This is a genomic window from Novosphingobium sp. FSW06-99 (assembly GCF_001519065.1).
Taxonomy (GTDB): domain Bacteria; phylum Pseudomonadota; class Alphaproteobacteria; order Sphingomonadales; family Sphingomonadaceae; genus Novosphingobium.
This window is the reverse complement of sequence record NZ_KQ954252.1, coordinates 1-22820: the sequence shown is the minus strand read 5'-3', so window position 1 is coordinate 22820 and position 22820 is coordinate 1. Positions and strand designations below refer to the sequence as shown.

Genomic DNA, 22820 nt, shown 5'->3' with positions numbered 1-22820 from the left:
GGGTTTCGCGGCTGGGTAAAACATTGAAAATACGCGGATCGTACCCGGTGGTTTGGCGCATCTTCGCGACCTTGCGCAATCCGGTGACGCCCCTCCACCACGCTTCGCGCGGTCCCCCTCCCCGTGCCGGGGAGGATTTGGGGTCAGGCGGTTTCGCGGGAGATCACGCGGCGCAGGGCATTGGCATAAGTCGCCGGGTCCTGTGCGCCGGGAATCATGTACTTGCCGTTGACGATCATCGCCGGGACCCCGGTGATGTTCCAGTCCCACGCCTGTTGTTCACCCGCCGTCACGATCGCATCGAGTTCGGCATCGGCCAGCGCGGCGGCGGCTTCGGCGCGGGCAATGCCCACGGCCTGCGCCACATCGATCAGCACATCCGGGTCGGACACATTGCGCCGGGCCTGAAAATGCGCGTCGAACAGCGCGTGTTTCAGCCGCCCCTGCACCTGCGGGCCATGATCGCGCAGCGCCATGACCAGCAATTTGTGCGCGGCGCGGGTGTTCCACATCATCGCCGGCGGCGGATCACCCGCACCGGTATAATCGAACGAATAGCCGGCGCCGGCGGCAATCGTGCGCAGGCGTTCGCGCCCTTGCGCGGCCTCGTCGGCGCTGCGGCCATATTTGCGCATGATGTGCGCGCGCTGCTCTTCGCCTTCGGGCGGCATGTCGGGATTGAGCTCGAACGGATGAAAGCGGATCGTGGCGGCCACTTCGTCGCCCAGTTCGGCCAGCGCGGTTTCAAGCTGGCGCGTGCCGATCACGCACCACGGGCACATGACATCGGACCAGATGTCGATGGTAACGGGATGAGTCATGCCGCCAGCCACCAGCGCAGCAACTGGTGCGCGATCGCGTATGGCGGCGGCGCCAGAAACGCCGCGCCCTCGTCGCCGCGCATCGCCGCGATCACTTCGTCGCGGGTGAACCAGCGCGCATCGTCAAGCTCGGTGCGGTCGATGGTCACCACATCCGCCTCGGCAAAGGCATGGCAGGCGATCATCAGCGAGGATGGAAACGGCCAGGGCTGGCTGGCGACATAGCGCACATCGCGCACGATCAGCCCGGCCTCTTCAGAAATCTCGCGCGCGACCGCTTCCTCAACGGTTTCGCCCGGCTCGATAAACCCCGCCAGCGCCGAATAGCGGCGCGGCGGAAAGCGCGGCTGGCGCCCCAGCAACAGGCGGCCATCGTGTTCGACGGTCATGATCGTGACCGGATCGACCCGCGGAAAGTGTTCGGCGCGGCACGCCGCATTGGTGCACGTGCGTTGCCAGCCGCCTTTGCCCAGCCGCGTCGCATGGCCGCAGCGCGCACAGAACCCGTGCCGCGCATGCCAGTCGACCAGCGCCTTGGCCGCGCCATAGATGGCAAGATCGGGCGGCGAGAGCATGCCCATCACCTGCCACAGCCGCGGATCGGGCGGGGCTGTGCTGCCCACCCCGACCAGGCGCGGATCGACGGCCACAAAGCAGGCGCGGCCATCGGGCGACAATCCCAGAAACACCAGCTCTGCCGCCGGGTCGGCATCGGCCAGCGTGCCCCAGGCAAGCCCGCCATCGGCGCCGATCTGCGGCGCCAGGCCATCCATCCGCAACAACCGCGCGCGCCAGTTGGTCAGCGCCGCCAGCTTTTCGGGATCGGACCGCACCGCATCGGCACGGTCGATCACCGAACCCGAAAACGCGATTGTCAGATCGGTCATGCGGCGATCTTTTGCGGCATCAGATCATTGCGCACCGCGATGGGGAATTCCTCGCCGATCGGCAATGCGCCGCTAGGCATATATTGCACCCACAGCCCGGCGCTGAGATTGCCGCGATAGCTGACAAAGCCGACCGTGCCCGCCGCACCCGACCAGCCATAAGTCCCGGCATCCTCGCCCACGCCGACCCGGCCACCCGCGCCAAAGCCCGACACGCGCCCGAACACTTTGGTACCGACCAGTGCCGGGGGCAGCAGATCGCTGGTGCCCAGCCGCACCGCATGTTCGTTCATCACCCGGCGCCCGTCGAGCAGGCCATAATTGAGCACCATCTGCAGGAACCTGTCATAATCGCGCGGCGATGTCACCAGCCCGGCCCCGCCGAACGGATAGGCGGGCGGATCGAGATAGATCGACTTGGCCGCCGGATCGATCGGCACCAGCTTGCCATTGAGCAGACCGTAATTGGTGGTCAGCCGCGAAGCATTCTGCGGTGCGACCTGGAAACCCGAACTGGTCATCCCGCACGGCCCGAAAATCCGTTCCTGCACATAAGCATCGAACGGCTTGCCCGTAACGACTTCGATCACCCGGCCCAGCAGATCGAGCGAAACCGAATAGGACCACATGGTGCCCGGTTCATAGACCAGCGGCATTTCGGCCAGCTTGTCGGCAAAGGCGGCCAGGCTGGGCAGGGTCTTGGCGACGGTCAGCCCCGGAACCGGAAAATGGCTGACTTCGGCAGGGACCAGCCCGTTGGCCTCATAGGCATCCTTGATCGGGCCCTTCTGGATGATCGAATAGCCCAGGCCCGAGGTGTGCGTCAGCAGATGGCGGATGGTGATCGGCGTGCGCGCCGGGCGCACATCGGTGAGCGATCCATCCGGGGTCACCTGCACCTGCATTTTGGCATATTTGGGCAGGATATCGGCCAGCGGCGTGTCGAGCGTCAGCTTGCCTTCATCGATCAGGATCATCGTTGCCATGCCAGTGATCGGCTTGGTCATCGAATAGGCGCGGTAGAGGCTGTCGGGCCCCGCCGGGGTCGGATCGCCCAGCGTCTGCACCCCGCGCGCGATCACCGCCTGTTTGCCGCCCAGCCCGAGCAGCGTAACCACGCCGGGCAGTTTCCCGCCATCGACATAGCTTGCCGCAAGCCTGGCCAGATGGGGATAGAGCGCCTCGGCCTCGGGCGTCGCAAAGGCCAGGCGCGGCATCAGCCCGGCGCCGCCCGCCAACAGCGCACCACCCAGAAATCCGCGTCGCGAAAGCGCCGGTTGCATGCCAGTCTGCACCATAGTTCTCCCCATTGCCTGTCGCTCTATTGCCTATCGTTCCGCCAGGGCCAACTGCGCCGCCTTGGCAAAGACGGTGGGCAGGCCGGCCGCGTCGATCGTGGCGACTGGCCAGAATTCTCCGGCCGCATCGTCATGCCAAGGTTTACCGATTTCGGCGCCATCGCAAAGCATCAATTGCAAATCGAGATCGAAATGCGTGAAGCCATGGCGGACCACTCCGCCCTTGCGCCAATTCCCTGCAAACGGCGGCGTGGCATCGCCATCGGCGCGCGCCGACCAGCCATCGTCGGGCAGCGCGCGCATGCCCCCCAGCATGCCCTTGCCGGGCCGCCGCACCAGCCACACCTTGCCGTCGCGTTCGATCCACCAGGCATGGCCGGTGCGCTGCGGCTTGGCCTTTTTGGCAAGTTTCGCGGGCAATGACGCGGCCAGCCCCGCCGCCTCTGCCCGGCATGGCCCGCGCAAGGGGCACAACAGGCAGCGCGGATTGCGCGCGGTGCAGATCGTCGCGCCAAGATCCATCATCGCCTGCGCAAAATCACCGGGTCGCACGTCGGGCGTGATGGTCGCCGCCGCCGCGCGGATCGCCGGGCGCGACGTGGGCAAGGGATCGGTGATCGCGAACAGCCGCGCTACTACGCGTTCGACATTGGCATCGACCACCACCGCCGCGCGGCCAAACGCGATCGCCGCCACCGCCGCCGCCGTATAGGCGCCCAGCCCCGGCAGCGCGCGCAGTCCCACCTCATCGTCGGGAAATCCGCCCAGCCGGGCCACTTCGCGTGCACAGGCGATCAAGTTGCGCGCGCGACTGTAATAGCCAAGGCCCGCCCAGGCCGCCATGACATCGGCCTCGTCCGCAGCCGCCAGCGCCGCAACGGTGGGCCAGCGCGCGACAAACCGCGCGAAATAGGGCTGCACCGCCGCCACCGTGGTCTGTTGCAGCATGACCTCGGACAGCCACACGCGATAGGGATCGGGCGGCGGCGCACCCGGCGCACTGCGCCAGGGCAGCACCCGCGCGTGGGCATCATACCAATGCAATAGCGCAAAGGATGGGGATCGATCGGTCTGGACGCTGGTCTGCATCACGCAGCTATGGCATGGGATGGCGCGTGATGGAACGTGACCGCAAGGGTTCGAACAGCGACAAGCCCGCCTCCGCGCGCGTCTATGAACGTGCGCGCGGTGGCGAGGCGCGCATGATCGGCGATCTGATGCCCGCGATCGGCCGCACCGCGTTTCGCCGCTTCGGCTTTGTACAGTCGAGCGTGGTCACGCGCTGGCCCGAAATCATCGGCGCGGCGCATGCCCGCCATTGCGCGCCCGAATCGATCCGCTTTCCGGTCGGCGAAAAGTCCGAAGGCACTTTGCATCTGGTGGTCAGCCCGGCGCATGCGCCGATCATCCAGCATGTCGTTCCCGAAATCATCGAGCGCGTGAACCGCTTTTTCGGCTATCGCGCGGTGGCCCAGGTGCGCATGCGGCAGGGCGCGGTGCAGGCGCCCCGCGCCGCCGAACCAAAGGCGCCGCCGCCCTCGCTCAAACCCGTGCCGCTCGAACTGGGCGACAGCTTGCGCGATGTGGGCGATCCCGAATTGCGCGCGGTGCTCGAATCGCTGGCGCGCAGTCTTGAACGCGCCAGCGCCGATCGCGACAAACCGGGTCGCAAGATCCGCTGAGCCGTTTTCTGGAGATGCCAATGAAACGCTTGTTCCGCTTTATCATGCTCGCGCTGGCAGGCGCGCTGGTCTGGGCCACGCCACAGGCGATGGCCAAACCCGTCGCCCGTGTAGAGGGCCCTGCCAACTGGAACGGCCATGTCATCCGTACCGCCAATGACAGCTATGTGCTCGGCAATCCCGACGCGCCGCTGCATCTGGTGGCCTATATCAGCTTTACCTGCCCGCACTGTGCCGAATTCGAGGCGCAGGCGATCGCCCCGCTGGGCATCGGCATGATCGGGCCGGGCAAGGGATCGTATGAAGTGCGCCCGTTCCTTCGCAACGGGCTCGACGTGGTCGCCACGCTGCTGGCCGAATGCGGGCCGCCGTCGAAATTCTTTGGCAATGCGCAGATGCTGCTGGCCAAACAGCGCGACTGGCTCGAACCGATCGGCAAATTGACCGAAGCGCAGAAGGGCCGCTGGGACAACCCCGATTTCGCCACCAAGATGCACGCGATCGCTTCGGACCTGGGGCTCTATGGGCTGATGGAAGCGCGCGGTTATACTCGCCCCGAACTCGATCGCTGCCTGGCCGACCGGGCGCTAGCCGACCGCGTGGCCAAACACACGCAGGACGCCTCTGACAAGGAATTCGTCAACGGCACGCCCGCATTCCTGATCAACGGCGTGCCGCTGGCCGCGACATATACCTGGGATGCGCTCAAGCCGCAGATCGATGCCCGGTTGCGCTGAACTTCCCTCACGCCCGGTGACGCGCTAAACGACGCCTTCCCCCTATTGCGAAAGCTCCTCGACCCGATGAAACCGATCCGTCTCGCCCTCGCTCTTGCGGTCATGCCTCTTGCGCTCGGACTGGCTGCCTGCGGCAAGAAAGCCGACACCCCGGTCGTCGCCGACACCGCGCTGGCCAAAGTGGCGCCACCTGCGGGCAAGCAATGGTCCGACGTGATCACCGCCACCCCCGATGGCGGCTATCTGATGGGCAACCCCGATGCCCCGCTGAAACTGGTCGAATATGGCGCGTTGTCGTGTTCGCACTGCGCGGCGTTTTCGACCGAAGGGTTCCCGCATCTGCGCGACGATTATGTCAACAGCGGCCGGGTCAGCTATGAATTGCGCTTCTTCATGCTCAACATGCTCGACTTGCCCGCCGTGCTGCTGGCCACTTGCGCCAACACGCCCGACACGGTGATCCCGATGGCCGAGCAATATTGGGCATGGCAGCCCACGATGTTCGCCAATCTGAAAACAGCGGGCCAGGACGCCTTGCAAAAAGTCCAGACCCTGCCCGCCAGCCAGCGCATTCCGGTGATCGCACGCCTGGCCGGGATGAACGAATTCTTTGCCCAGCGCGGCATCGCCACCGCGCAGGGTGCGACCTGCCTGTCCGACGCCACCAGGGCCAGCGCGCTGAGCAACGCCACCGACAAGGCAACCAAGGAATTCAACGTCACCGGCACCCCGGCGTTCATTCTCAACGGTCGCAATCTCGACGTGTCGAACTGGGACGCGCTCGAACCGATCCTGCAAAAGGCCGGGGCGCGCTAGCCCCAGGCGAACCGGGGGGCGGGGACGATGCAGTTCAAGCGGCTTCGACTGTCGGGCTTCAAAAGCTTTGTCGAACCCGCCGAGCTGCGCATCGAACCCGGCCTGACCGGGGTGGTCGGTCCCAACGGCTGCGGCAAGTCCAACTTGCTCGAAGCGATCCGCTGGGTGATGGGCGAAAACTCGGCGCGGGCGATGCGCGGCGGCGGCATGGACGATGTCATCTTTGCCGGCACCGCCAGCCGCCCGGCGCGCGACTTTGCCGAAGTCACACTGAGCGCCGAGCTGGATCAGCCCGGCGCCTATGGCCAGGAACTCGATGTCGTGCGCCGGATCGAGCGCGGCGCGGGCAGCGTCTATCGCGTCAATGGCCGTGATGTGCGCGCCCGCGATGTCGCGCTGGTGTTTGCCGATGCCGCGACCGGCGCGCACAGCCCCGCGCTGGTCAGCCAGGGGCGCATTGCCGCGGTGATCGCTGCCAAGCCGACCGAGCGGCGCATGATGCTGGAAGAGGCCGCCGGGATCGCCGGGCTGCACGTGCGCCGCCGCGATGCCGAGGCACGGCTGCGCGCAACCGAGACCAATCTGGGACGGCTGGAAGATCTTGTCGTCGGGCTGGAAGGGCGCATCGCCACCTTGCGCCGCCAGGCGCGCGCCGCCGAACGCTACAAGACGCTCAGCGAACAGGTCCGTGTGGCCGAGGCGCAAATGGTCTATGCCCGCTGGCGCGATGCGGCGCAGGCCGCCGAGGCCGCCCGCGCCGCGCTGGCGCTGGCCGAAGCAGCGGTCAGCGCTGCGCAGGACCAGGCCCGCACCGCGCAGGCGCAGCAGCATCAGGCCGCCGCCACGCTGGCCCAAAGCCGCGAAGACCTGTTCGACCGGCGCCAGGATGCACAGGCCCATGCCCAGCGCATGGCCACGCTGACCGCGCAATTGCAGGCCGCGCAAGACCGACTGGCCGATATCGATCGCCAGATCGCGCGGATCGACAGCGACCGCGACGCCGCCGACCGCCTGTCGCGCGACGCCGCCGAGGCGCAAGCGCGTCTCGCCCGCGATCTGGCCCAGGCCGAAACCGCGCTGAAAGACGACGAAGAGCGCCGCCCGGCCGCGCGCTCCGCACGCGACCGGGCCGAAGCCGACAGCCGCAACGCCGAACTCGCGCTGGCCACGGCCACCGCCGAACAGGCGGGCACCGATGCCGAATGGCGCGTGGCCGAAGCCGCCGTCGCCGCTGCGCGGCAACGCGTGGCGCGGATCGAGGCCGAGGCGGCGCGGATCGGCGCACAGGCCGAGGCACTGGCGCGTGAACCCGATCCCGCGCTGCGCGTGGCAGAGGCCGAAATCGCGCGCGATGCCGCAATGGCCGCGCTGACCGCCGCGCGCACCGCGCGCAGCGACCTCGCCTCCCGGCGCGAGGCGCTGACCGAAACGCGCGATACGGCGGCGCAGGCGCTGGCCGCGGCGCGCGCCGATCTGGCCGGGATCGCCCGCGAAGCCGATGCGCTCGCCCGTGACAAGGCCGCGCGCGACCGCGCGGCGGCGCAAAAAGGGCGCGGTCCCACCGCGCTGTCGGCCACACGGGTTGCGCCGGGGTACGAACGCGCGCTCGCCGCCGTGCTGGGGCGCGATGCGATGGCCCCGCTCGGCCCGGCGCCCGCCACCGGCGAGGGCCGGTTCTGGACCGGCGCCGCAGCGCCCGCGATGTTGCCCGATGCGCTGGCCCATCATGTCACCGCCGCGCCGGCCGAACTGGCGGCACGGCTGGCGCTGGTGCGTGTGGCCGATCACGACAATGGCCGTGCATTGGCACCGGGCGAATGGTTGGTCACGCGCGGCGGACGGCTGCGCCGCTGGGACGGATTTGTCGCGGCAGGCGAAGGCGCCGCCGAAGCCGCCCAGCTCGAAGCCGAAAACCGGCTGATCGAGCTTCAGACGCAATTGCCCGCGCGGCAGGCCGCACTGGCCGCAGCCGAAACAGCCGATGCCGCCGCGCGCGGCGAACTGGCCGGGGTGCAGACCGAATTGGCCGCCACCGAACGTGCGCTGGCCAGCGCAGGCGATGCCGAACGCGCCGCCTTGCGCGCGCTCGACGCCGCGCAAGGCGCACAGGCCCTGCGTCAGACCCGCGCCGCCGATCTGGCCCGTGCCGGTGCCGATTGCGACGCGCAGCGCGCCGCCGCGCAGATCGATCTGGCCAGTGCCGAAGACCGTCGTTCCGCCTTGCCCGATCCGGCGCTCGGGCGCGCCGCGCTGGAGGCCGCGCGCGCACAGAACGGCGCCGCGCGCACCGCGTTGCAGACCGCCAGCGCCACGCTCGCCGCCACCGAACAGGCGATTGCAGTCGGGCGCGAGCGGCTGTCGGCGTTGAAGAACGATATCCGCAACTGGCAAACCCGCGCCAGTGACGCCGCGCGGCGCCTGGCGGAGATGGTCACCCGCGCGCAGGATCTGGCCGAAGAGCGAGCGGTCCATGCCGCCAAGCCCCCCGCGCTGGAGGCCGAAATCGTGGCGGGCGAAGCCTTGCGCGACCGGCTCGCCGCCGATCTGGCCGCCGCCGAAACCGCGCAAGGCCGCGCCGAGGCCGCTGGCGAAGCCGCCGGGGCGGCGTTGACGCTCGCTACCGAAACGCTCGCCAGCGCGCGCGAAACCCGCGCCGGGCTGGCCGCGCGTGCCGAAAACGAGGACCAGCGGCGCCAGGAAATGGCCGGAATCGCAGGCGAACGGTTCCAGTGCCCGCCGCCGCTGCTGCCCGGACGGCTGGGCTTTGTGGCCGATGATCTGGGCAGCGCCGCCAGTGTCAGCGCCACGCACGACCGCCTGCTGGGCGAACGCGAGCGGCTGGGGCCAGTCAATCTGGTCGCCGCCGACGATCTGGCCGCCGCCGAAGGCGAACATGGCACGGTGATTCGCGAACGCGCCGAACTGACCGAAGCGGTGGCGCGGCTGCGCGGATCGATCGGCGCGCTCAACCGCGAAGGGCGCGAACGGCTGCGCGCCGCGTTCGATGCGGTCGATGCGCATTTCCGCCGGCTGTTTGCGCGGCTGTTCGGCGGGGGCGAGGCCCATCTGGCGCTGATCGACAGCGACGATCCGCTCGAAGCGGGGCTGGAAATCTTTGCCCAGCCGCCGGGCAAGCGCCTGCAATCGCTGACCCTGCTGTCGGGCGGCGAACAGGCGCTGACCGCCGTGGCGCTGATCTTCGGGCTGTTCCTGACCAACCCCGCGCCGATCTGCGTGCTCGATGAAGTCGATGCCCCGCTCGACGATGCCAATGTCGAACGGTTTTGCGACATGCTCGACGCGATGGTCGGCGAAACCCGCACCCGCTATCTGATCGTCACCCACAACGCCGTGACGATGAGCCGGATGCACCGCCTGTTCGGCGTGACCATGGTCGAACGCGGGGTGTCGCGGCTGGTCAGCGTGGACCTGGGCGGCGCCGAACAGTTGCTGGCATCGGCATGACGCCCGCGCAATTGACCGCCTATTGCGCGCGGCTGGGCCTGGATCGGCCGCCCACCCCCGATCTGGCCGGTCTGACCGCACTGGTCGCCGCGCATTGCATGGCCATTCCGTTTGAAAACATCGATGTGCAACTGGCGCGCGCGCCCTCGCTCGATCCCGGCGCAATCTTTGCCAAGCTGGTCGAGCAGCGCCGGGGCGGCTGGTGCTATGAACACAATGGCCTGTTGGGCAGCGCGCTTGGCGCGCTTGGCTTTACCGTGGAGCGGGTGTGCGGCGGCATCTTGCGTCCCGGTCTCAGCGCGCCCGCGATGGGGTCGCACCTGGCGCTGATCGTGCGGCTGGATCGGCCCTGGCTGGTCGATGCCGGGTTCGGCCGCTGGCTGCGCAGGCCCTTGCCGCTGGAACCGGGGGTCTGGCCGCAACCGGTGTGGCCGGTGGCGATCGGTCACACCGATCGCGGCGACTGGCGGGTGCAGGTCGATCTGGGCAAATATACGATGTCGTATGATTTCGCCGCCGTGCCCGCCGATGAGGCGCTGATCGCGGCGATGTGCGCGTGGCAGGCCAGCGATCCCGAATCCAACTTTGTACAAAATCTGGTGGTGATGCGCGATTGCGGGGCCACCAATGTCAGCCTGCGGGGCCGCGTGCTGGTCGAAACCGACGCGCGTGGCGCCTGCGAGCAGATCATCGACAGCGCGCAGGCGCTGGTTGCCGTGTTGGCCGAACGGTTCGATCTGATCGTGCCCGAGGCCGCGCGCCTGTGGCCCGCGATCGTCGCGCGCCACGCCACGCTGTTTCCCGATCAGGCCGCCGCGCCCACCACGTAGCACGCCGCCGCCATCAGCAGCCCGGCAAAGCGGTTGTTGCGAAACCGCCGCAACGCGCCCGCGCCATCATCGGGCTGCAAGGTCAACGCCTGCCAGCCGAGATGAATCGCCACCGGCACCAGCGCGACCAGCGCCAGCGGATCGGGCCGCACCAGCCAGATCGCCCCGGCCCAGCCAAGCAGGGCCAGCGCATAGAGCCCGGTCACCCCGGCGCGGACATGGCGCCCGAACGACAGCGCCGACGAACCGATGCCGATCAGCGCATCGTCTTCACGATCCTGGCAGGCATAGATCGTGTCATAGCCCATGCACCACGCCCAGCAGCCCAGATAGAGCGGGCCAAGCGGGGCAGGATGCGCGAACCCGGTCGCCTCGACCCAGCCGGTCGGCGCCCCCCAGGTGAACACCAGCCCCAGCCACGCCTGCGGCCAGCCGGTCACCCGTTTCATGAAGGGATAGGCCGCGACCAGCGCCAGACTGCCCAGCGCCACCACTTGCGCCTGCCAGCGCAATTGCACCAGCACGACCAGGCCGACCGCGGCCAGCACCATGATCCATGCCCAGGCTGCGCGTTTCGACACCGCGCCGCTGGCGATCGGCCGCGCGGCGGTGCGGGCCACCCGTGCGTCGAGATCGGCATCGACAATATCGTTGAACACGCAGCCCGCGCCACGCATTGCCACCGAACCCAGCAGCAACCACCCCACCGTGACCCAGTGCGAGGTCGCGCCGGCCAGAAACAGCCCCCAGGTGCAAGGCCAGAACAGCAGCCACCAGCCGATCGGGCGATCGAATCGCGCCAGCGAGGCATAATGGCGCCAGGGCAGCGGCAGCGCGGCAACCAGGCCCTTATGTTGGGTATCAGGTACGATTGCGTCGGTCATCGCGGCCTTTCCTGCGCCGCCCCGCGCGCGAGGGCAAGCGCGATTGCCGTGTGCGCCGACCTGTCCTACCACCCGCGCAATGACCGAGCCTTTGCCCGCCACGCCTGCCTGGCCCCCGAAATCCGCGCCGCGCCTGTTTGTGCCGGGGCCGCTCGACCGCGACATGGTGGCCACCATCGATGGCGCGCAGGCGCACTATCTCGTGCGCGTGATGCGCCTGGCCCCCGGCGACAGCGTGGTGCTGTGCGATGACCGCACCGGCGAATGGCTGGCGCTGGCCGAACAGACCGGCAAGCGCGAGATGACTCTGCGCTGTGTCACACATCTGCGCGGCCGCGAGGATGTGCCCGATTTCTGGCTGTGCCCGGCGCTGCTCAAAAAGGACCGGTTCGATCTGGTGCTGGAAAAGGCCTGCGAACTGGGGGTCGCGCGTATCCGCCCGATGCTGACGCGGCGTTGTGTGGCCGACCGCATCAATCCCGATCGCGTGCGCGCCACGCTGGTCGAGGCCGCCGAACAATGCGCGCGCACCGCACTGCCAGTGTGCGATGCCCCAGCGCCGCTGGCGCACCTGCTGGCCGACTGGCCCGACGATCGCGCGCTGTTTTTCGCCGATGAGACCGGCGGTGGCCCGGCGGCGGCCGCGTTTGCCGCGCATCGGGGCCCCGCGGCGCTGTTGATCGGGCCCGAGGGCGGGTTCGATCCCGCCGAACGCGACGCGATCCGCGCGCATCGTGCGGCCGTGCCGATCACGCTGGGCCCGCGCATCCTGCGCGGTGAAACGGCGGCCATTGCAGCCACCGCCCTTTGGATGGGTATTGCAGGCGATTGGCCCGCCGACAGCGAATAGTTGTAGCGCGAAACCTATTCGCCCATTAACGGATGCGCGCATGAGCACGCGGCAGGAAACCGACACCAACGAACCCCTGATCGAGAGCCGCGAGGCGCTCCTGATCCCCATGCAAAAGGGCGAAAAGCCCGCCGAGCGCTGGCGCATCGGCACCGAACACGAAAAGTTCGTCTATCGCAACGCCGACCACCGCGCGCCGTCGTATGACGAACCCGGCGGCATCCGCGATCTGCTGTCCGGCCTTGGCGACTATGGCTGGGAACCGGTCGAGGAAGGCGGCAATGTCATCGCCATGAGCGGCGCCGACGGCGCGATCAGCCTTGAACCGGCAGGCCAGCTCGAACTGTCGGGCGCGCCGCTGGAAAACCTGCACCAGACGTGCGCCGAAACCGGTCGCCACCTGCAACAGGTCAAGGCGGTGGGTGACAAGCTGGGACTGAGCTATCTCGGCCTGGGCCTGTGGCCCGACAAGACGCGCGCCGAACTGCCGGTCATGCCCAAGGGCCGTTATGCGATCATGTTGCGGCACATGCCGCGCGTCGGCTCGATGGGCCTCGACATGATGCTGCGCACCTGCACCATCCAGGTCAATCTCGACTATTCGAGCGAAGCCGACATGGTCAAGAAATTCCGCGTCAGTCTGGCGCTGCAACCGCTGGCGACCGCGCTGTTTGCCAATTCGCCGTTTCTCGAAGGCAAACCCAACGGGTTCCTGTCGTATCGCAGCCATATCTGGTCGGACACCGATCCGGCACGCACCGGCATGCTGCCGTTCGTGTTCGAAGACGGCTTTGGCTATGAACGCTATATCGACTACATGCTCGATGTGCCGATGTACTTCGTCTATCGCGACGGCAAGTACATCGATGCGGCGGGCCAATCGTTCCGCGATTTCCTCGATGGCCGCCTGCCCGCCTTGCCGGGCGAAAAGCCGCGCCAGTCCGACTGGACCGACCACTTGTCGACCGCCTTTCCCGAAGTGCGGCTGAAATCGTTCCTCGAAATGCGCGGCGCCGATGGCGGCCCGTGGAGCCAGATCTGCGCGCTGCCGGCGTTCTGGGTCGGGCTGCTCTATGACAACCAGGCGCTCGATGCGGCGTGGGATCTGGTCAAGGACTGGGACATGGCCGGGCGCGAAGCCTTGCGCGCGGCGGTACCCCGGCTGGCGCTCGACGCGCCGCTGCCAGGTGGCGGCACATTGCGCGACATTGCCGGGCCGGTGCTGGCGATTGCCCAGCGCGGTCTGGCCTCGCGCGCGCAGCTGAACGCGGCGGGCGACAACGAAACCGGCTATCTGCAACCGCTGGAAGACATCGTCGCACGCGGGCAAACCCGGGCCGAGCGGCTGCTCGATCTGTACCACGGCGCATGGGGTGGCGATCTGTCGCGCATCTATGCCGATTCGAGTTTCTGACATGATCCTGGTCGTTGGAACGTTTCGCCTGCCGCCCGAAAATCTGGCCCGCGCGCTGCCCATGGCCGAACGCGTGGTCACCGCCACGCGCGCCGAGGATGGCTGCATCGCCTACAGCTATGCGCAGGATCTGTTCGATCCCGGCCTGATCCATGTCAGCGAGAAATGGCGCGATCGCGAAGCCCTGGCCGCGCATTTCAAGGCCCCGCACATGCAGGCCTGGATTGCCGAACGCGCCGAACTCGACTTGTTCGACCGTGCCATCCGCATCTACGAAAGCGACGACGGTCAGGCGGTCTGACTGCGCCGCCGCGCCAGCCAGCGCCCGGTGCGAACCAGCCGCGCCGTAATCGGGCCGTGGTCCGCCATCCAGGCGTGATAGGCGCGATATTTGGCATCGGCGGCCAGCAAGTGCGCCTCTTCGGTGCGGGCGCGCCAGTAATAGACCCCGCTGACCAGCGCCAGCGTGACGGTGTTGCGCACCGCATCGACCGGCGAATGCGATGTCGCCAGAAACGGCAATGTCTGCAGCCACCAGAACGTGTTCTTGGCCAGATAGGCAGGGTGGCGCGTCCAGGCATAAGGCCCGTTGGTCAGCACGCCGCGATAGGTCAGGTTGGAAAAGCGGATGCCGAACGCCACCGTCGCCCAGGCATAGAGCGCCGTCAGCACGACCAGCAGAGCCGCCCATAGCCACATCAGCGCGGTGTGCCCGGCCAGCCAGACCGACCAGTCGGCGGTGTTGGGGTGATAGTCGAGCACCCCGCCCGACCCCATCTGGATGAACGGTGGATAGCAGATCAGCGCCGCGACCCACCCGGCCAGCAGCGGATTGGCCGTGCGGATGTGCGCATCGAGCGGCTTGATCGTCAGCAGATAGCCGACCATCGCGATCTGCACATCGACCATGAACATGAAATCGATGGTGACATAGCCGATCGATGCCGGATCACCCGCGCCGTGCCAGAAATCGGCGCGGACTTCTTCCATGAAGCCCAGCGTCACGATCGACAGCATGAATGCGATGAAGAAGCCTTTGACCGCCCACGCGCGCAGATGGTGCCAGACCTGGTCGCGATCATAAGTTTCGCGCCCGATCAGCATCGCACCGAAATGCCACGCCCCGTCGCGCGGATCGACCAGCACGCGATCGAGCCACAGCACATAAGGGATCGCGCCCAGAAACAGCAGCGGCGCGCTGAACCCCAGCACATCCATCGCAAACAGGTAATTGCCGCGCCAGTACCAGCGCCCCAGGCAATAGAGAAACGCGATCAGCGCCCAGGTCGCCCACAGCCCCGCCAGCTTGGTGATCGAGATATCGACAACCTCGCGCAAGGGGCGTGGCGCGCTCCAGTCGATCCCGGTCGAGGTACGGCGATGCACTTTGTCGACCAGGATAGACCACAGCACCATCGGCCCACCCGACGCGACCAGCGCCGCCAGCGCGGCATAGGGCCCCGCCAGGGGCGCATGCGGGCCCGGCAGCGCCAGCGCGCCCGCAATCACCCCCCAGTTGCGGCATAGCAGCAGCCAGACCAGCAGTCCGGCCAGCCCCGACAGCCCGACGCCTGCGGAAACATCGCTGGCCGGACGCGCCGGTCGATCGGGGGCTGTGCGCAAGGGCTCGCTCATGATGCCGCCGCCATAGCCGCCAAGCTCCCAAAAAAGGATGAAGCCGGGAAACCTTGCGGCCCCCGGCTTCGTCGTTGTCCGTTCCGGCCAGTGCCCGGTATCACCGATAGGCAGTGATACGGCCGCTGTTTTCCAGCACATAGAGCGTCTTGTCGGCCACCACCGGCGCGAGCGTGAACCCGGTTTCGTGGCGGAACACACGGGTCATCTTGCCATCGTCGATCGAAACTTCGGCGACATCGCCTTCAGAGCTGTTCACCCACAAGTGGCTGCCGGCCAGCACCGGGCCCGTCCACAGAATATCGCCCTTGTGCTTTTTCTTCTTTTCAATCCGCCAGCGCGGCAATTGCGACAGCCACCGCACTTTGCCGGTGCTCTTGGAAATGCACAGCAGTTTGTCTTCGTCGGTCAGCGTGAAAATCCATTCCCCCGCGATCGCCGGGGTGGAAATACCCGCCAGATTGAGTTCCCAGATGCGCTGCCCGGTCACCAGTTCATAGGCGGCCATGCGCCCGCCCTGGCCCAGCGCATAGACATGGCCGTTGTCGATGATCGGATCGGCATCGATATCGGTGATGATCGACACCGATGTCGCGATCGAGGTGCGCGCCAGCGCGTCATTCCACAACTGACGCCCGTTTTCATAGCGATAGGCGACCAGTTCACCCGACGAATAGCCGGCCACGATGGTGCCCTGACCAATCGCGGGGGCGGCCACGCCGAACACCCCGGTCTGCGACAGCGAACCGGATTCGTTCCACTGCGTCTTGCCATCGGTGGCATCGAGCGAGGCGATCTGGTTGTCCTGCGTCACCACGATGACCGAACCATAGCCCACCGCCGGAGACCCGCGCAGCGGCCCGAGCGGCTTCACCCGCCATTTGATGGTGCCCTTTTCGGCATCGAGCGCGGCCACTTCGCCCAGACCGGTGGTGACATAGACGGTGCCATCGTCGAACGAGGCACCGCCACCGAACACGGCGGCAGTGTCCGCCGGAATGTCAAAGCTCTGGTGCCACACTTCCTTGCCGGTGTTGGCATTGAACGCGCGCAGCACGCCCAGCGTGTCGATCACATAAAGCTTGCCCGCGCCGATCACCGGCGCGGCGGCCAGGCGGCGCAACTGCGACGACCCTGAAATCTGCGCGGTCCACAGTTTCTTTGGGTGATCGGCCAGCGCCAGATGGCCATAGGATTTGGCCGCGTTACCGCCGCCCTGGGTCCATTCGGTGTTCACTTCGGCGGGCGGCAGTACCACCGCCACGCTCGACAGCGCGTCGTCGACTTTGGTGCCCGCCTCGATTCGCGACAGGATCGGCACGCGGTTGCCGGTGGTCGGCGTGCTCTTGACCTTGTGCTTGCCACCGGCGCAGGCGCCCAGCGAAAGCGCCAAGGCGGCAACCACCGCCAACGCCAGCGCGCGACGAGCAAAAGGCTGTGAAGACGTCATCGTGTCATGCGGCATGCGCGTTCCCGGCATAGTTGTTACCTGACCCACCCTGGCGGGGCTCCTTATTGCGCAACCGTCACGGCGGTGCCGGCGGTTTGCTGTGCGGGATAGACCCCAAGCTCGGCGGCGAGTTGTCCCGCGCGGCTGCGCAGGCTGGAGGGCACGCCGGTGTCTTTGGCCATCGCGGCAAACAGCGCCCCGGCATCGGCCTTGCGCCCCAGTTTCAGTTCAGCCACCGCGACCAGTTCGCCTGCGCTGCCGAACCATGGACCGCCCGGCACGGCAAGCGGTTTCAGGCGGTCGATCACCTGTTGCGGCGCCATCGTGTCGAATTTCACCGCCACTTCGCGGACCGTGGCAAGATCGCGATAGGCCTGCGGGGCGTGCGGATCGGCGGCGATGGCGGCAAAGGCGCGCGCGGCATCTTCGGGTTTCTTGCGGTCGAGCGCGATGCCGCCTTCGACCAGCCGCGCCGCAGCGGTATAGCCCGGGCCACCTTGCGCGGCCACGGCGTCGAGACTGGCCTTGGCGGGATCATACCGGCCGGCATCGACCTGGTCGAGTGCGAGCGCCAGCGCCTCGCCCTTCTGACCCGCTTCGGCGGCGACGTGGTTGGTCCACACCATCCAGCCTGCCAACCCGGCCAGCCCGACCAGAATGGCCACACCCGCAGGCAGGCCATAGCGACGGAACAGTTGCAGCGCATCGTCTTCGCGCAAGGCATCGTCGACTTCGCGCAGAAACACCTGCTCCTGCGCGGCACGGCGTTCGGCATTGCGCTCGGAGGTGGTCGTCGGGTTCTTCGGAGTCAGGGCCAAGGGGTACGCTTTCGGATCGGTAACTATACGGGCGATGATCGCGGGGGTTTAGCGAAGCCCGGCGCCAATTCAACCTCAATGACGTGAAACCGGACCTGAACGCGCCAATCAGGGGAAATCGGCACGGCCCATCGCCGCGCCATAGAGCGACGCATAGCGCCCGGCCATCGCCGCTTCGTCGAATTCGGCCGCAGCCCGCGCACGGTTGGCACTGCCGATGCGTTCGCGCAAGTCAGCATTGCCGCCCACAGTCGCCAGCGCCGCCGCCAACGCCGCATCATCGCCCACAGGTGTGATCAGCGCGGCGTTTTCAGGCGATACCATCGCCGCCACATCGCCCACCGCCGGGCTGACCACCGCCAGCCCGGCGGCCATCGCCTCGATCACCGACAGCGGCGCCTGTTCGCTGTCCGACGACAGCGCAAACACGTCGAACAGCCCGATTGCGGCGGCCGGGTCGGCGACATGGCCGGGCAGATGGACGCGGGTGGCACAGCCGCAATCGAGCGCCGCCTGTTCGATCGCCATGCGTTCGGGGCCCTCGCCCAGAATCACCAGATGCCATTCCGGGCCCATCGCGGCAAAGGCACGCACCAGCCGGGGCAGGTTTTTCACCGCGCGCAGGCCCGCCAGCGTGCCCAGCCACTTTTCACCCCGCCGCTTGATCACACGAGGCAGCGCATCGGGGCGCGGTTTGGCGCGCCCTGCCGCATAGCGCGCGGTATCGATGCCATTGGCAATGCGGTGCACTTTGGCGGGCGCTTGCGCCCAGGGGCCCAGCGCGATCGCCTCCAACTGGCGCGAAGGCACCACCAGCGCATGGGCGCGGGCCAGCGCGAGCCGACGATACCAGTTGCGTTGCCATTTCAGGCCATGCGCCTCATCGGCGTTGAACCCGTCTTCGTGGTGGATCAGCGGCGCCAGACCCTGCATCGGGCCAAACAGCGCATGCGCCAGCGCCGCATCCATTGCGCCCCAGTTATACGTCAGAATCAGGTCGAACCCGCGCATCGCCCGCGCCAGCACCTGCAACCGCTGCACCCCGACGCGGCCCGCCAGCGCAGGAAACCCGAACGGAAAATTGACCGTCAGCCCCGGCGCGATCAGGTCGCGCGCACCCATCGCGCCAGGCTCGGCCGAGACGATCGAATGGGCCACGCCCTTGCCGAACCGGTTGATCAGCGCCACCGCCCGGCGTTCCTTGCCACCGGCGGCGAATGTCGAATGCAGATGCAGGATATGCGGTATGCGGGCCGTCATGCCGCGGATTCAAGCAACCGCAGGATGCGCGCGCGCACCGCCGGTTCATCGAGCGTGGGCGCATGGCCCACATCGGGCACCGTGATCAGATCGACATTGGCAAAGCGCGCCTGCATCGCCTCTGCCGTCGCCGCAGACAAGATATCCGACGTCCCGCCGCGCACCACCAGCACCGGGCGCCCGGCCAAGGCATCGAACAGCGGCCACAGATCGGGCGCGGGACTGGCGCCATCGTCGCTGGCGAAAGGTTGGGCAATCGCCATGTCGTAATCGAATTCGATGGTGCCCGCGACGTCGCGCATGGTTCGCCGCGCCATCCGCAGCCAGTCGTCGTGTCCGAAGGCGGGAAATGCGCCGCCTTGTGCAACGGCCAGCGCGCGTGTCGCCTCGTCCCAATCGGAAAAGCGCGCGGCAACACCGACATAGCCGCGAATCCGCGCCAGCCCGGCAGGGTCGATTTCGGGCCCGATGTCGTTGAGCACGGCCCCGGCAATCCGATCGGCATCGACGCCCGCCAGCATCATCGTCAACAGGCCGCCGAGCGAGGTACCGATCACGAAAAACCGCTTTGTATCCAGCGCTGCCAGCAACCGTTCGATATCATCGAGGTATGTGGCAGGGTTATAAGTTGCCGGATCGGTCGCCCGCGCGCTGTTGCCGCGACCGCGCAGATCGGGGCAAATGACCGGCCATCGCGGCGCAAGCGCCGCGGCCAGATCCTCGAAATCGCGCCCGTTGCGGGTCAGTCCCGGCAGGCACAGCACCGGCGCGCTGGTCGGATCGCCGGGATAGATGCGCGCGGACAGGGCCAATCCGTCCGCGCTTTGCCAGGTGTAGTCCCATGGATTTGTCATGGTCTGGACGGTTGCTGGCAAATCGTCCGATTCGCAAGCCACCAAAGGGCAAATGCTTGCGCCACAAGGGCACAGCCCCCACAACGACACGATGCAACCCCACGGCTATCAACCCGATCCGCAGATCTTGACACTGGCACAATGGCTGGGCGATCCGGTGGCGGCGGCGGATTTTCCCGCGACCACGCTGCGCTGGCGCAACGACCGTGCGGCGGCAGAGGTCGGGCTGGACACGCTCGATGATGCGCAATGGATCGCGCATTTCGGACGCTTTGCGCCGTTGCCGGGCAATCTGCCGCAGCCACTGGCGCTGCGCTATCACGGACACCAGTTCCAGGTGTACAACCCGGAACTGGGCGACGGGCGCGGGTTCCTGTTTGCGCAGATGCGCGATCACGCGGGCCGTCTGCTCGATCTGGGCACCAAGGGATCGGGGCAGACCCCGTGGAGCCGCCAGGGCGACGGGCGGCTGACGCTCAAGGGCGCGGTGCGCGAAGTGCTGGCCACCGAAATGCTCGAAGCGCTGGGGGTGAACACCAGCCGCACGTTCAGCGTGATCGAAACCGGCGAGGCCTTGTGGCGCGGCGACGAACCGTCACCCACACGATCGGCGGTCATGGTGCGGCTGAGCCACGGCCATATCCGCATCGGCACGTTCCAGCGGCTGCTCGCGCTCGACGCCAGCGCCGAGATGCACGCGCTGCTCGACTATTGCCTGGCCACATTTCCCGGCCCCGCAGGCTCTGCCGGGGCCAGCCCGGCGACGCGCCTGCTCGAACAGGTGGTCGCACGGCTGGCCGATCTGGCGGCGCAATGGATGGTCGCGGGCTTTGTCCACGGCGTGCTCAATACCGACAACATGAACATTACCGGGGAAAGTTTCGACTATGGCCCCTGGCGCTGGCTGCCACGCTGGGACTCGCAGTTTACCGCCGCCTATTTTGACCACCAGGGCCTCTATGCCTTTGGCCGCCAGCCGCAGACGCTGCACTGGAATTGCGGCCAGTTGGCAGTCGCCTTGCGGCTGGTCGAAGATGCGCCGCCGCTGATCGCCGCGCTGGGCCGCTTTCCCGAGCTTTACCGCGCGGCGATGGCGCGCCGCTGGTGCTGGCGGCTGGGGGTGACCCCGCGCGGAGTAGAGGCCGACAGCGCGCTGATTGCCGTGTGCGAAAAAACGATGGTCGAAACCGGCCAGGGGCCCGATGCGTTCTTCTTTGCCCATCGCGGCGGGCGCGGCGCCACCGGCGCGCTGGCCGAGGCGCTGGCGCCTTTTCAGGCGGTACTCAGTGACCATCCCTATTGGGCCGATAGCCAGGCGCAAACCCTGTTGATCGACGATGTCGAGGCGATCTGGGCACAGATTGCCGAACACGATGACTGGACAGCCTTTTACGGTGCGATTGCCGCAATCCGGCGCATGGGACAGGCCCATGGCCCCGCTTTGCCGCCCGCCGGGCATGATCCGTCTGGACATGATTGACCCTTCGGGAACAGACGGGCACAGAACAACGGATGGATCAGGCAAGCGTGGCATCGGGAGAGCTCATTTCCAGCGAACCCGCCACCGGAGCGCCGCTATGGAGCGGCCCGGTCGGCGATATCGATGATGCGGTGGCGCGTGCGCGGCGGGCCTGGCCGGGCTGGGCGGCACAGCCGCATTCCAACCGGATCGAGACGGTGCGCCGGTTTGCCAACGAAGTGCGGCGCGAACACGACCGCCTGGCCAACCTGATCGCACGAGAAACCGGCAGGCCCCTGTGGGAAGCACGCGGCGAAGTCGAAGAAGTGGTCGCGCGCGTAGAAATCGCGGTGCGCGGCTTTGCCGAACGCACATCGCACCGCCGCCTCGACAGCGCGTTGCAGGGCAGCGCCGCGCTGCGCCACAAACCGCACGGGGTGATGGCGGTGATCACGCCGGCCAGCGGCCCGGCCTCGGTGCCCGCCGGGCACATCATTCCGGCACTGATTGCGGGCAACACGGTGGTGTTCAAACCGTCGGAGCGCGCGCCCGCCACAGGCGAGTTGCTGGTGCAATGTTTCCACCGCGCGGGCATTTCGGCAAGCGTGGTGCAGATGGTGGCGGGCGGGCCCGAACAGGGCCAGCAACTGGCCACCCACGAAGGCATCGATGGGGTCTTGTTCACCGGCTCTGCCCATGTCGGTATTGCCATCAACCGGCGCCTGGCGGCCAATCCGGGCAAGCTGGTCGCGCTGGAACTGGGCGGCAACAACCCGATCGTGGTGTGGGACACGCCCAAGATTGCCGATGCCGCGGTGCTGGTGGTGCAATCGGCCTTTGCCAGCAGCGGGCAACGCTGCACCTCGGCGCGGCGGCTGATCGTCAAGGATGCGCTGGCCGACGATCTGATCGAGGAAGTGCGGCGGCTGGCCGATCGGCTGATCGTGGGCGCGCCGTTCGACGATCCCGCGCCGTTCATGGGCCCGGTGTTCGACAACCGCACCGCCGACGGGCTGACCGAAAGCTTTGTCTATCTGCTGTCGAACGGGGGCCGCGCAATCAAGCATCTGGTGCGGCTGGACGAAGCCAATCCGTTCCTGTCGCCCGCGATCATCGATGTCACGCGGATGAAGGAACGGCCCGATGTCGAACTGTTCGGGCCTTTGCTGCAAGTGGTGGTGGTCGATGATTTCGACGCCGCGATTGCCGAAGCCAATGCCACCCGGTTCGGCCTGTGCGCCGCGCTGGTGGGCGGATCGCCACAGGATTACAACCGGTTCTGGGCACAAGTGCGCGCGGGGGTGATCAACTGGAACCGCCCGACCACCGCCCATTCGCACGCGGCGCCGATGGGCGGGGTTGGCCTGTCGGGCAATCACCGCCCGGCGGCCTATTACGCGGCGGATTCGTGCGCCTATCCGGTCGCCTCGGCCGAACTCGATCAGCCCAGGGCCGGGATCGGCGTGGGATTGCGCGACACCTGACGCCCTTTATACCAAGCTGCACTGACGTGCAGTCATACCTCCCGCCCCTCCTCCCCGCCCGACCGCGATAACCTACTGCTATCGTTGGTGGTCGGGCGGGGAGGAGGGGCGGGAGGTATGAACAGCGCTTTGCGCGACCTAGAGCGTCCTGCGATAAATCTGTAGCAGGATGCTCT

Annotated in this window: 20 protein-coding genes; 10 read left to right on the top strand and 10 right to left on the bottom strand. The window is 67.5% G+C overall.

The features are described 5' to 3' along the window. Positions 1-143: 143 nt before the first annotated feature. Genes AQZ49_RS02785 through AQZ49_RS02770 form a run of 4 tightly spaced genes read right to left on the bottom strand, consistent with a single transcriptional unit; the run spans position 144 to position 4095 of the window. Positions 144-821: a DsbA family oxidoreductase gene (locus tag AQZ49_RS02785; protein WP_067612667.1), complete on the bottom strand. Its 678-nt coding sequence runs from the start codon at positions 819-821 to the stop codon at positions 144-146. Then, a complete protein-coding gene (gene nudC, locus AQZ49_RS02780; protein WP_067612664.1) occupies positions 818-1708 on the bottom strand; it encodes an NAD(+) diphosphatase in 891 nt (296 codons plus the stop codon). The genes AQZ49_RS02785 and nudC overlap by 4 nt, the downstream gene beginning before the upstream one ends. Then, a complete protein-coding gene (locus AQZ49_RS02775) occupies positions 1705-3006 on the bottom strand; it encodes a serine hydrolase domain-containing protein (RefSeq protein WP_067612661.1) in 1302 nt (433 codons plus the stop codon). Before AQZ49_RS02775 ends, nudC begins: the two co-directional genes overlap by 4 nt. Before the next feature lie 30 nt (positions 3007-3036). Continuing rightward, positions 3037-4095 (bottom strand): A/G-specific adenine glycosylase, encoded by a 1059-nt coding sequence (locus tag AQZ49_RS02770; protein ID WP_067612658.1) that lies wholly within the window; start codon positions 4093-4095, stop codon positions 3037-3039. A gap of 29 nt (positions 4096-4124) precedes the next feature. On the opposite strand from AQZ49_RS02770, the gene AQZ49_RS02765 reads away from it, so the two are divergent. From AQZ49_RS02765 to AQZ49_RS02745, 5 genes are all read left to right on the top strand, one after another. Then, positions 4125-4688, top strand: a complete 564-nt coding sequence (locus AQZ49_RS02765; RefSeq protein ID WP_067613426.1) for a DUF721 domain-containing protein — start codon at positions 4125-4127, stop codon at positions 4686-4688. A 20-nt stretch (positions 4689-4708) separates the two neighbouring features. Then, a complete protein-coding gene (locus AQZ49_RS02760) occupies positions 4709-5425 on the top strand; it encodes a thioredoxin domain-containing protein (protein ID WP_067612655.1) in 717 nt (238 codons plus the stop codon). A 66-nt stretch (positions 5426-5491) separates the two neighbouring features. After that, positions 5492-6241, top strand: a complete 750-nt coding sequence (locus tag AQZ49_RS02755; protein ID WP_067612652.1) for a thioredoxin domain-containing protein — start codon at positions 5492-5494, stop codon at positions 6239-6241. Positions 6242-6268: 27 nt separating this feature from the next. Continuing rightward, complete coding sequence (locus AQZ49_RS02750; protein ID WP_067612649.1) at positions 6269-9706, top strand: chromosome segregation SMC family protein; 3438 nt, start codon at positions 6269-6271, stop codon at positions 9704-9706. After that, positions 9703-10536 carry an arylamine N-acetyltransferase family protein gene (locus AQZ49_RS02745; RefSeq protein ID WP_067612646.1) on the top strand — a complete coding sequence of 278 codons (834 nt, stop codon included), beginning with the start codon at positions 9703-9705 and terminating at the stop codon, positions 10534-10536. The genes AQZ49_RS02750 and AQZ49_RS02745 overlap by 4 nt, the downstream gene beginning before the upstream one ends. Here the strand turns inward: AQZ49_RS02745 and ubiA are convergent. Then, complete coding sequence (gene ubiA / locus AQZ49_RS02740) at positions 10512-11420, bottom strand: 4-hydroxybenzoate octaprenyltransferase (RefSeq protein ID WP_067612643.1); 909 nt, start codon at positions 11418-11420, stop codon at positions 10512-10514. The two genes, AQZ49_RS02745 and ubiA, sit on opposite strands and share 25 nt — an antisense overlap. A gap of 79 nt (positions 11421-11499) precedes the next feature. Between ubiA and AQZ49_RS02735 the strand changes: the two genes are divergently transcribed. Genes AQZ49_RS02735 through AQZ49_RS02725 form a run of 3 tightly spaced genes read left to right on the top strand, consistent with a single transcriptional unit; the run spans position 11500 to position 13985 of the window. Next, positions 11500-12270 (top strand): 16S rRNA (uracil(1498)-N(3))-methyltransferase, encoded by a 771-nt coding sequence (locus AQZ49_RS02735; protein ID WP_067612640.1) that lies wholly within the window; start codon positions 11500-11502, stop codon positions 12268-12270. A gap of 40 nt (positions 12271-12310) precedes the next feature. Next, a complete protein-coding gene (locus AQZ49_RS02730) occupies positions 12311-13684 on the top strand; it encodes a glutamate--cysteine ligase (protein ID WP_067612637.1) in 1374 nt (457 codons plus the stop codon). A 1-nt stretch (position 13685) separates the two neighbouring features. Continuing rightward, the gene (locus tag AQZ49_RS02725) at positions 13686-13985 is read left to right on the top strand and encodes a putative quinol monooxygenase (protein WP_067612634.1); all 300 of its coding nucleotides are present in this window, start codon (positions 13686-13688) and stop codon (positions 13983-13985) included. Here the strand turns inward: AQZ49_RS02725 and AQZ49_RS02720 are convergent. The 5 genes from AQZ49_RS02720 to AQZ49_RS02700 all read right to left on the bottom strand — a co-directional run bounded on the left by AQZ49_RS02720 (position 13973) and on the right by AQZ49_RS02700 (position 19701). After that, entirely contained in the window at positions 13973-15319 is a 1347-nt protein-coding gene (locus tag AQZ49_RS02720; protein ID WP_067612631.1) for a methyltransferase family protein, read from the bottom strand. The two genes, AQZ49_RS02725 and AQZ49_RS02720, sit on opposite strands and share 13 nt — an antisense overlap. Before the next feature lie 100 nt (positions 15320-15419). Continuing rightward, positions 15420-16784, bottom strand: coding sequence for an outer membrane protein assembly factor BamB family protein (locus AQZ49_RS02715; RefSeq protein WP_082701282.1), 1365 nt, complete (start codon positions 16782-16784; stop codon positions 15420-15422). Positions 16785-16831: 47 nt separating this feature from the next. Next, a complete protein-coding gene (locus AQZ49_RS02710) occupies positions 16832-17587 on the bottom strand; it encodes a tetratricopeptide repeat protein (protein WP_067612624.1) in 756 nt (251 codons plus the stop codon). Positions 17588-17695: 108 nt separating this feature from the next. Further along, positions 17696-18847, bottom strand: coding sequence for a glycosyltransferase family 4 protein (locus AQZ49_RS02705; protein WP_067612621.1), 1152 nt, complete (start codon positions 18845-18847; stop codon positions 17696-17698). Then, positions 18844-19701 (bottom strand): alpha/beta fold hydrolase, encoded by an 858-nt coding sequence (locus tag AQZ49_RS02700; RefSeq protein ID WP_067612619.1) that lies wholly within the window; start codon positions 19699-19701, stop codon positions 18844-18846. The genes AQZ49_RS02705 and AQZ49_RS02700 overlap by 4 nt, the downstream gene beginning before the upstream one ends. A gap of 91 nt (positions 19702-19792) precedes the next feature. Here AQZ49_RS02700 and AQZ49_RS02695 point away from each other — a divergent pair, with 91 nt between their 5' ends. After that, entirely contained in the window at positions 19793-21181 is a 1389-nt protein-coding gene (locus tag AQZ49_RS02695) for a protein adenylyltransferase SelO family protein (RefSeq protein ID WP_067613424.1), read from the top strand. Positions 21182-21213: 32 nt separating this feature from the next. Next, positions 21214-22644: a succinylglutamate-semialdehyde dehydrogenase gene (locus tag AQZ49_RS02690; protein ID WP_067612616.1), complete on the top strand. Its 1431-nt coding sequence runs from the start codon at positions 21214-21216 to the stop codon at positions 22642-22644. Positions 22645-22820 lie beyond the last annotated feature (176 nt).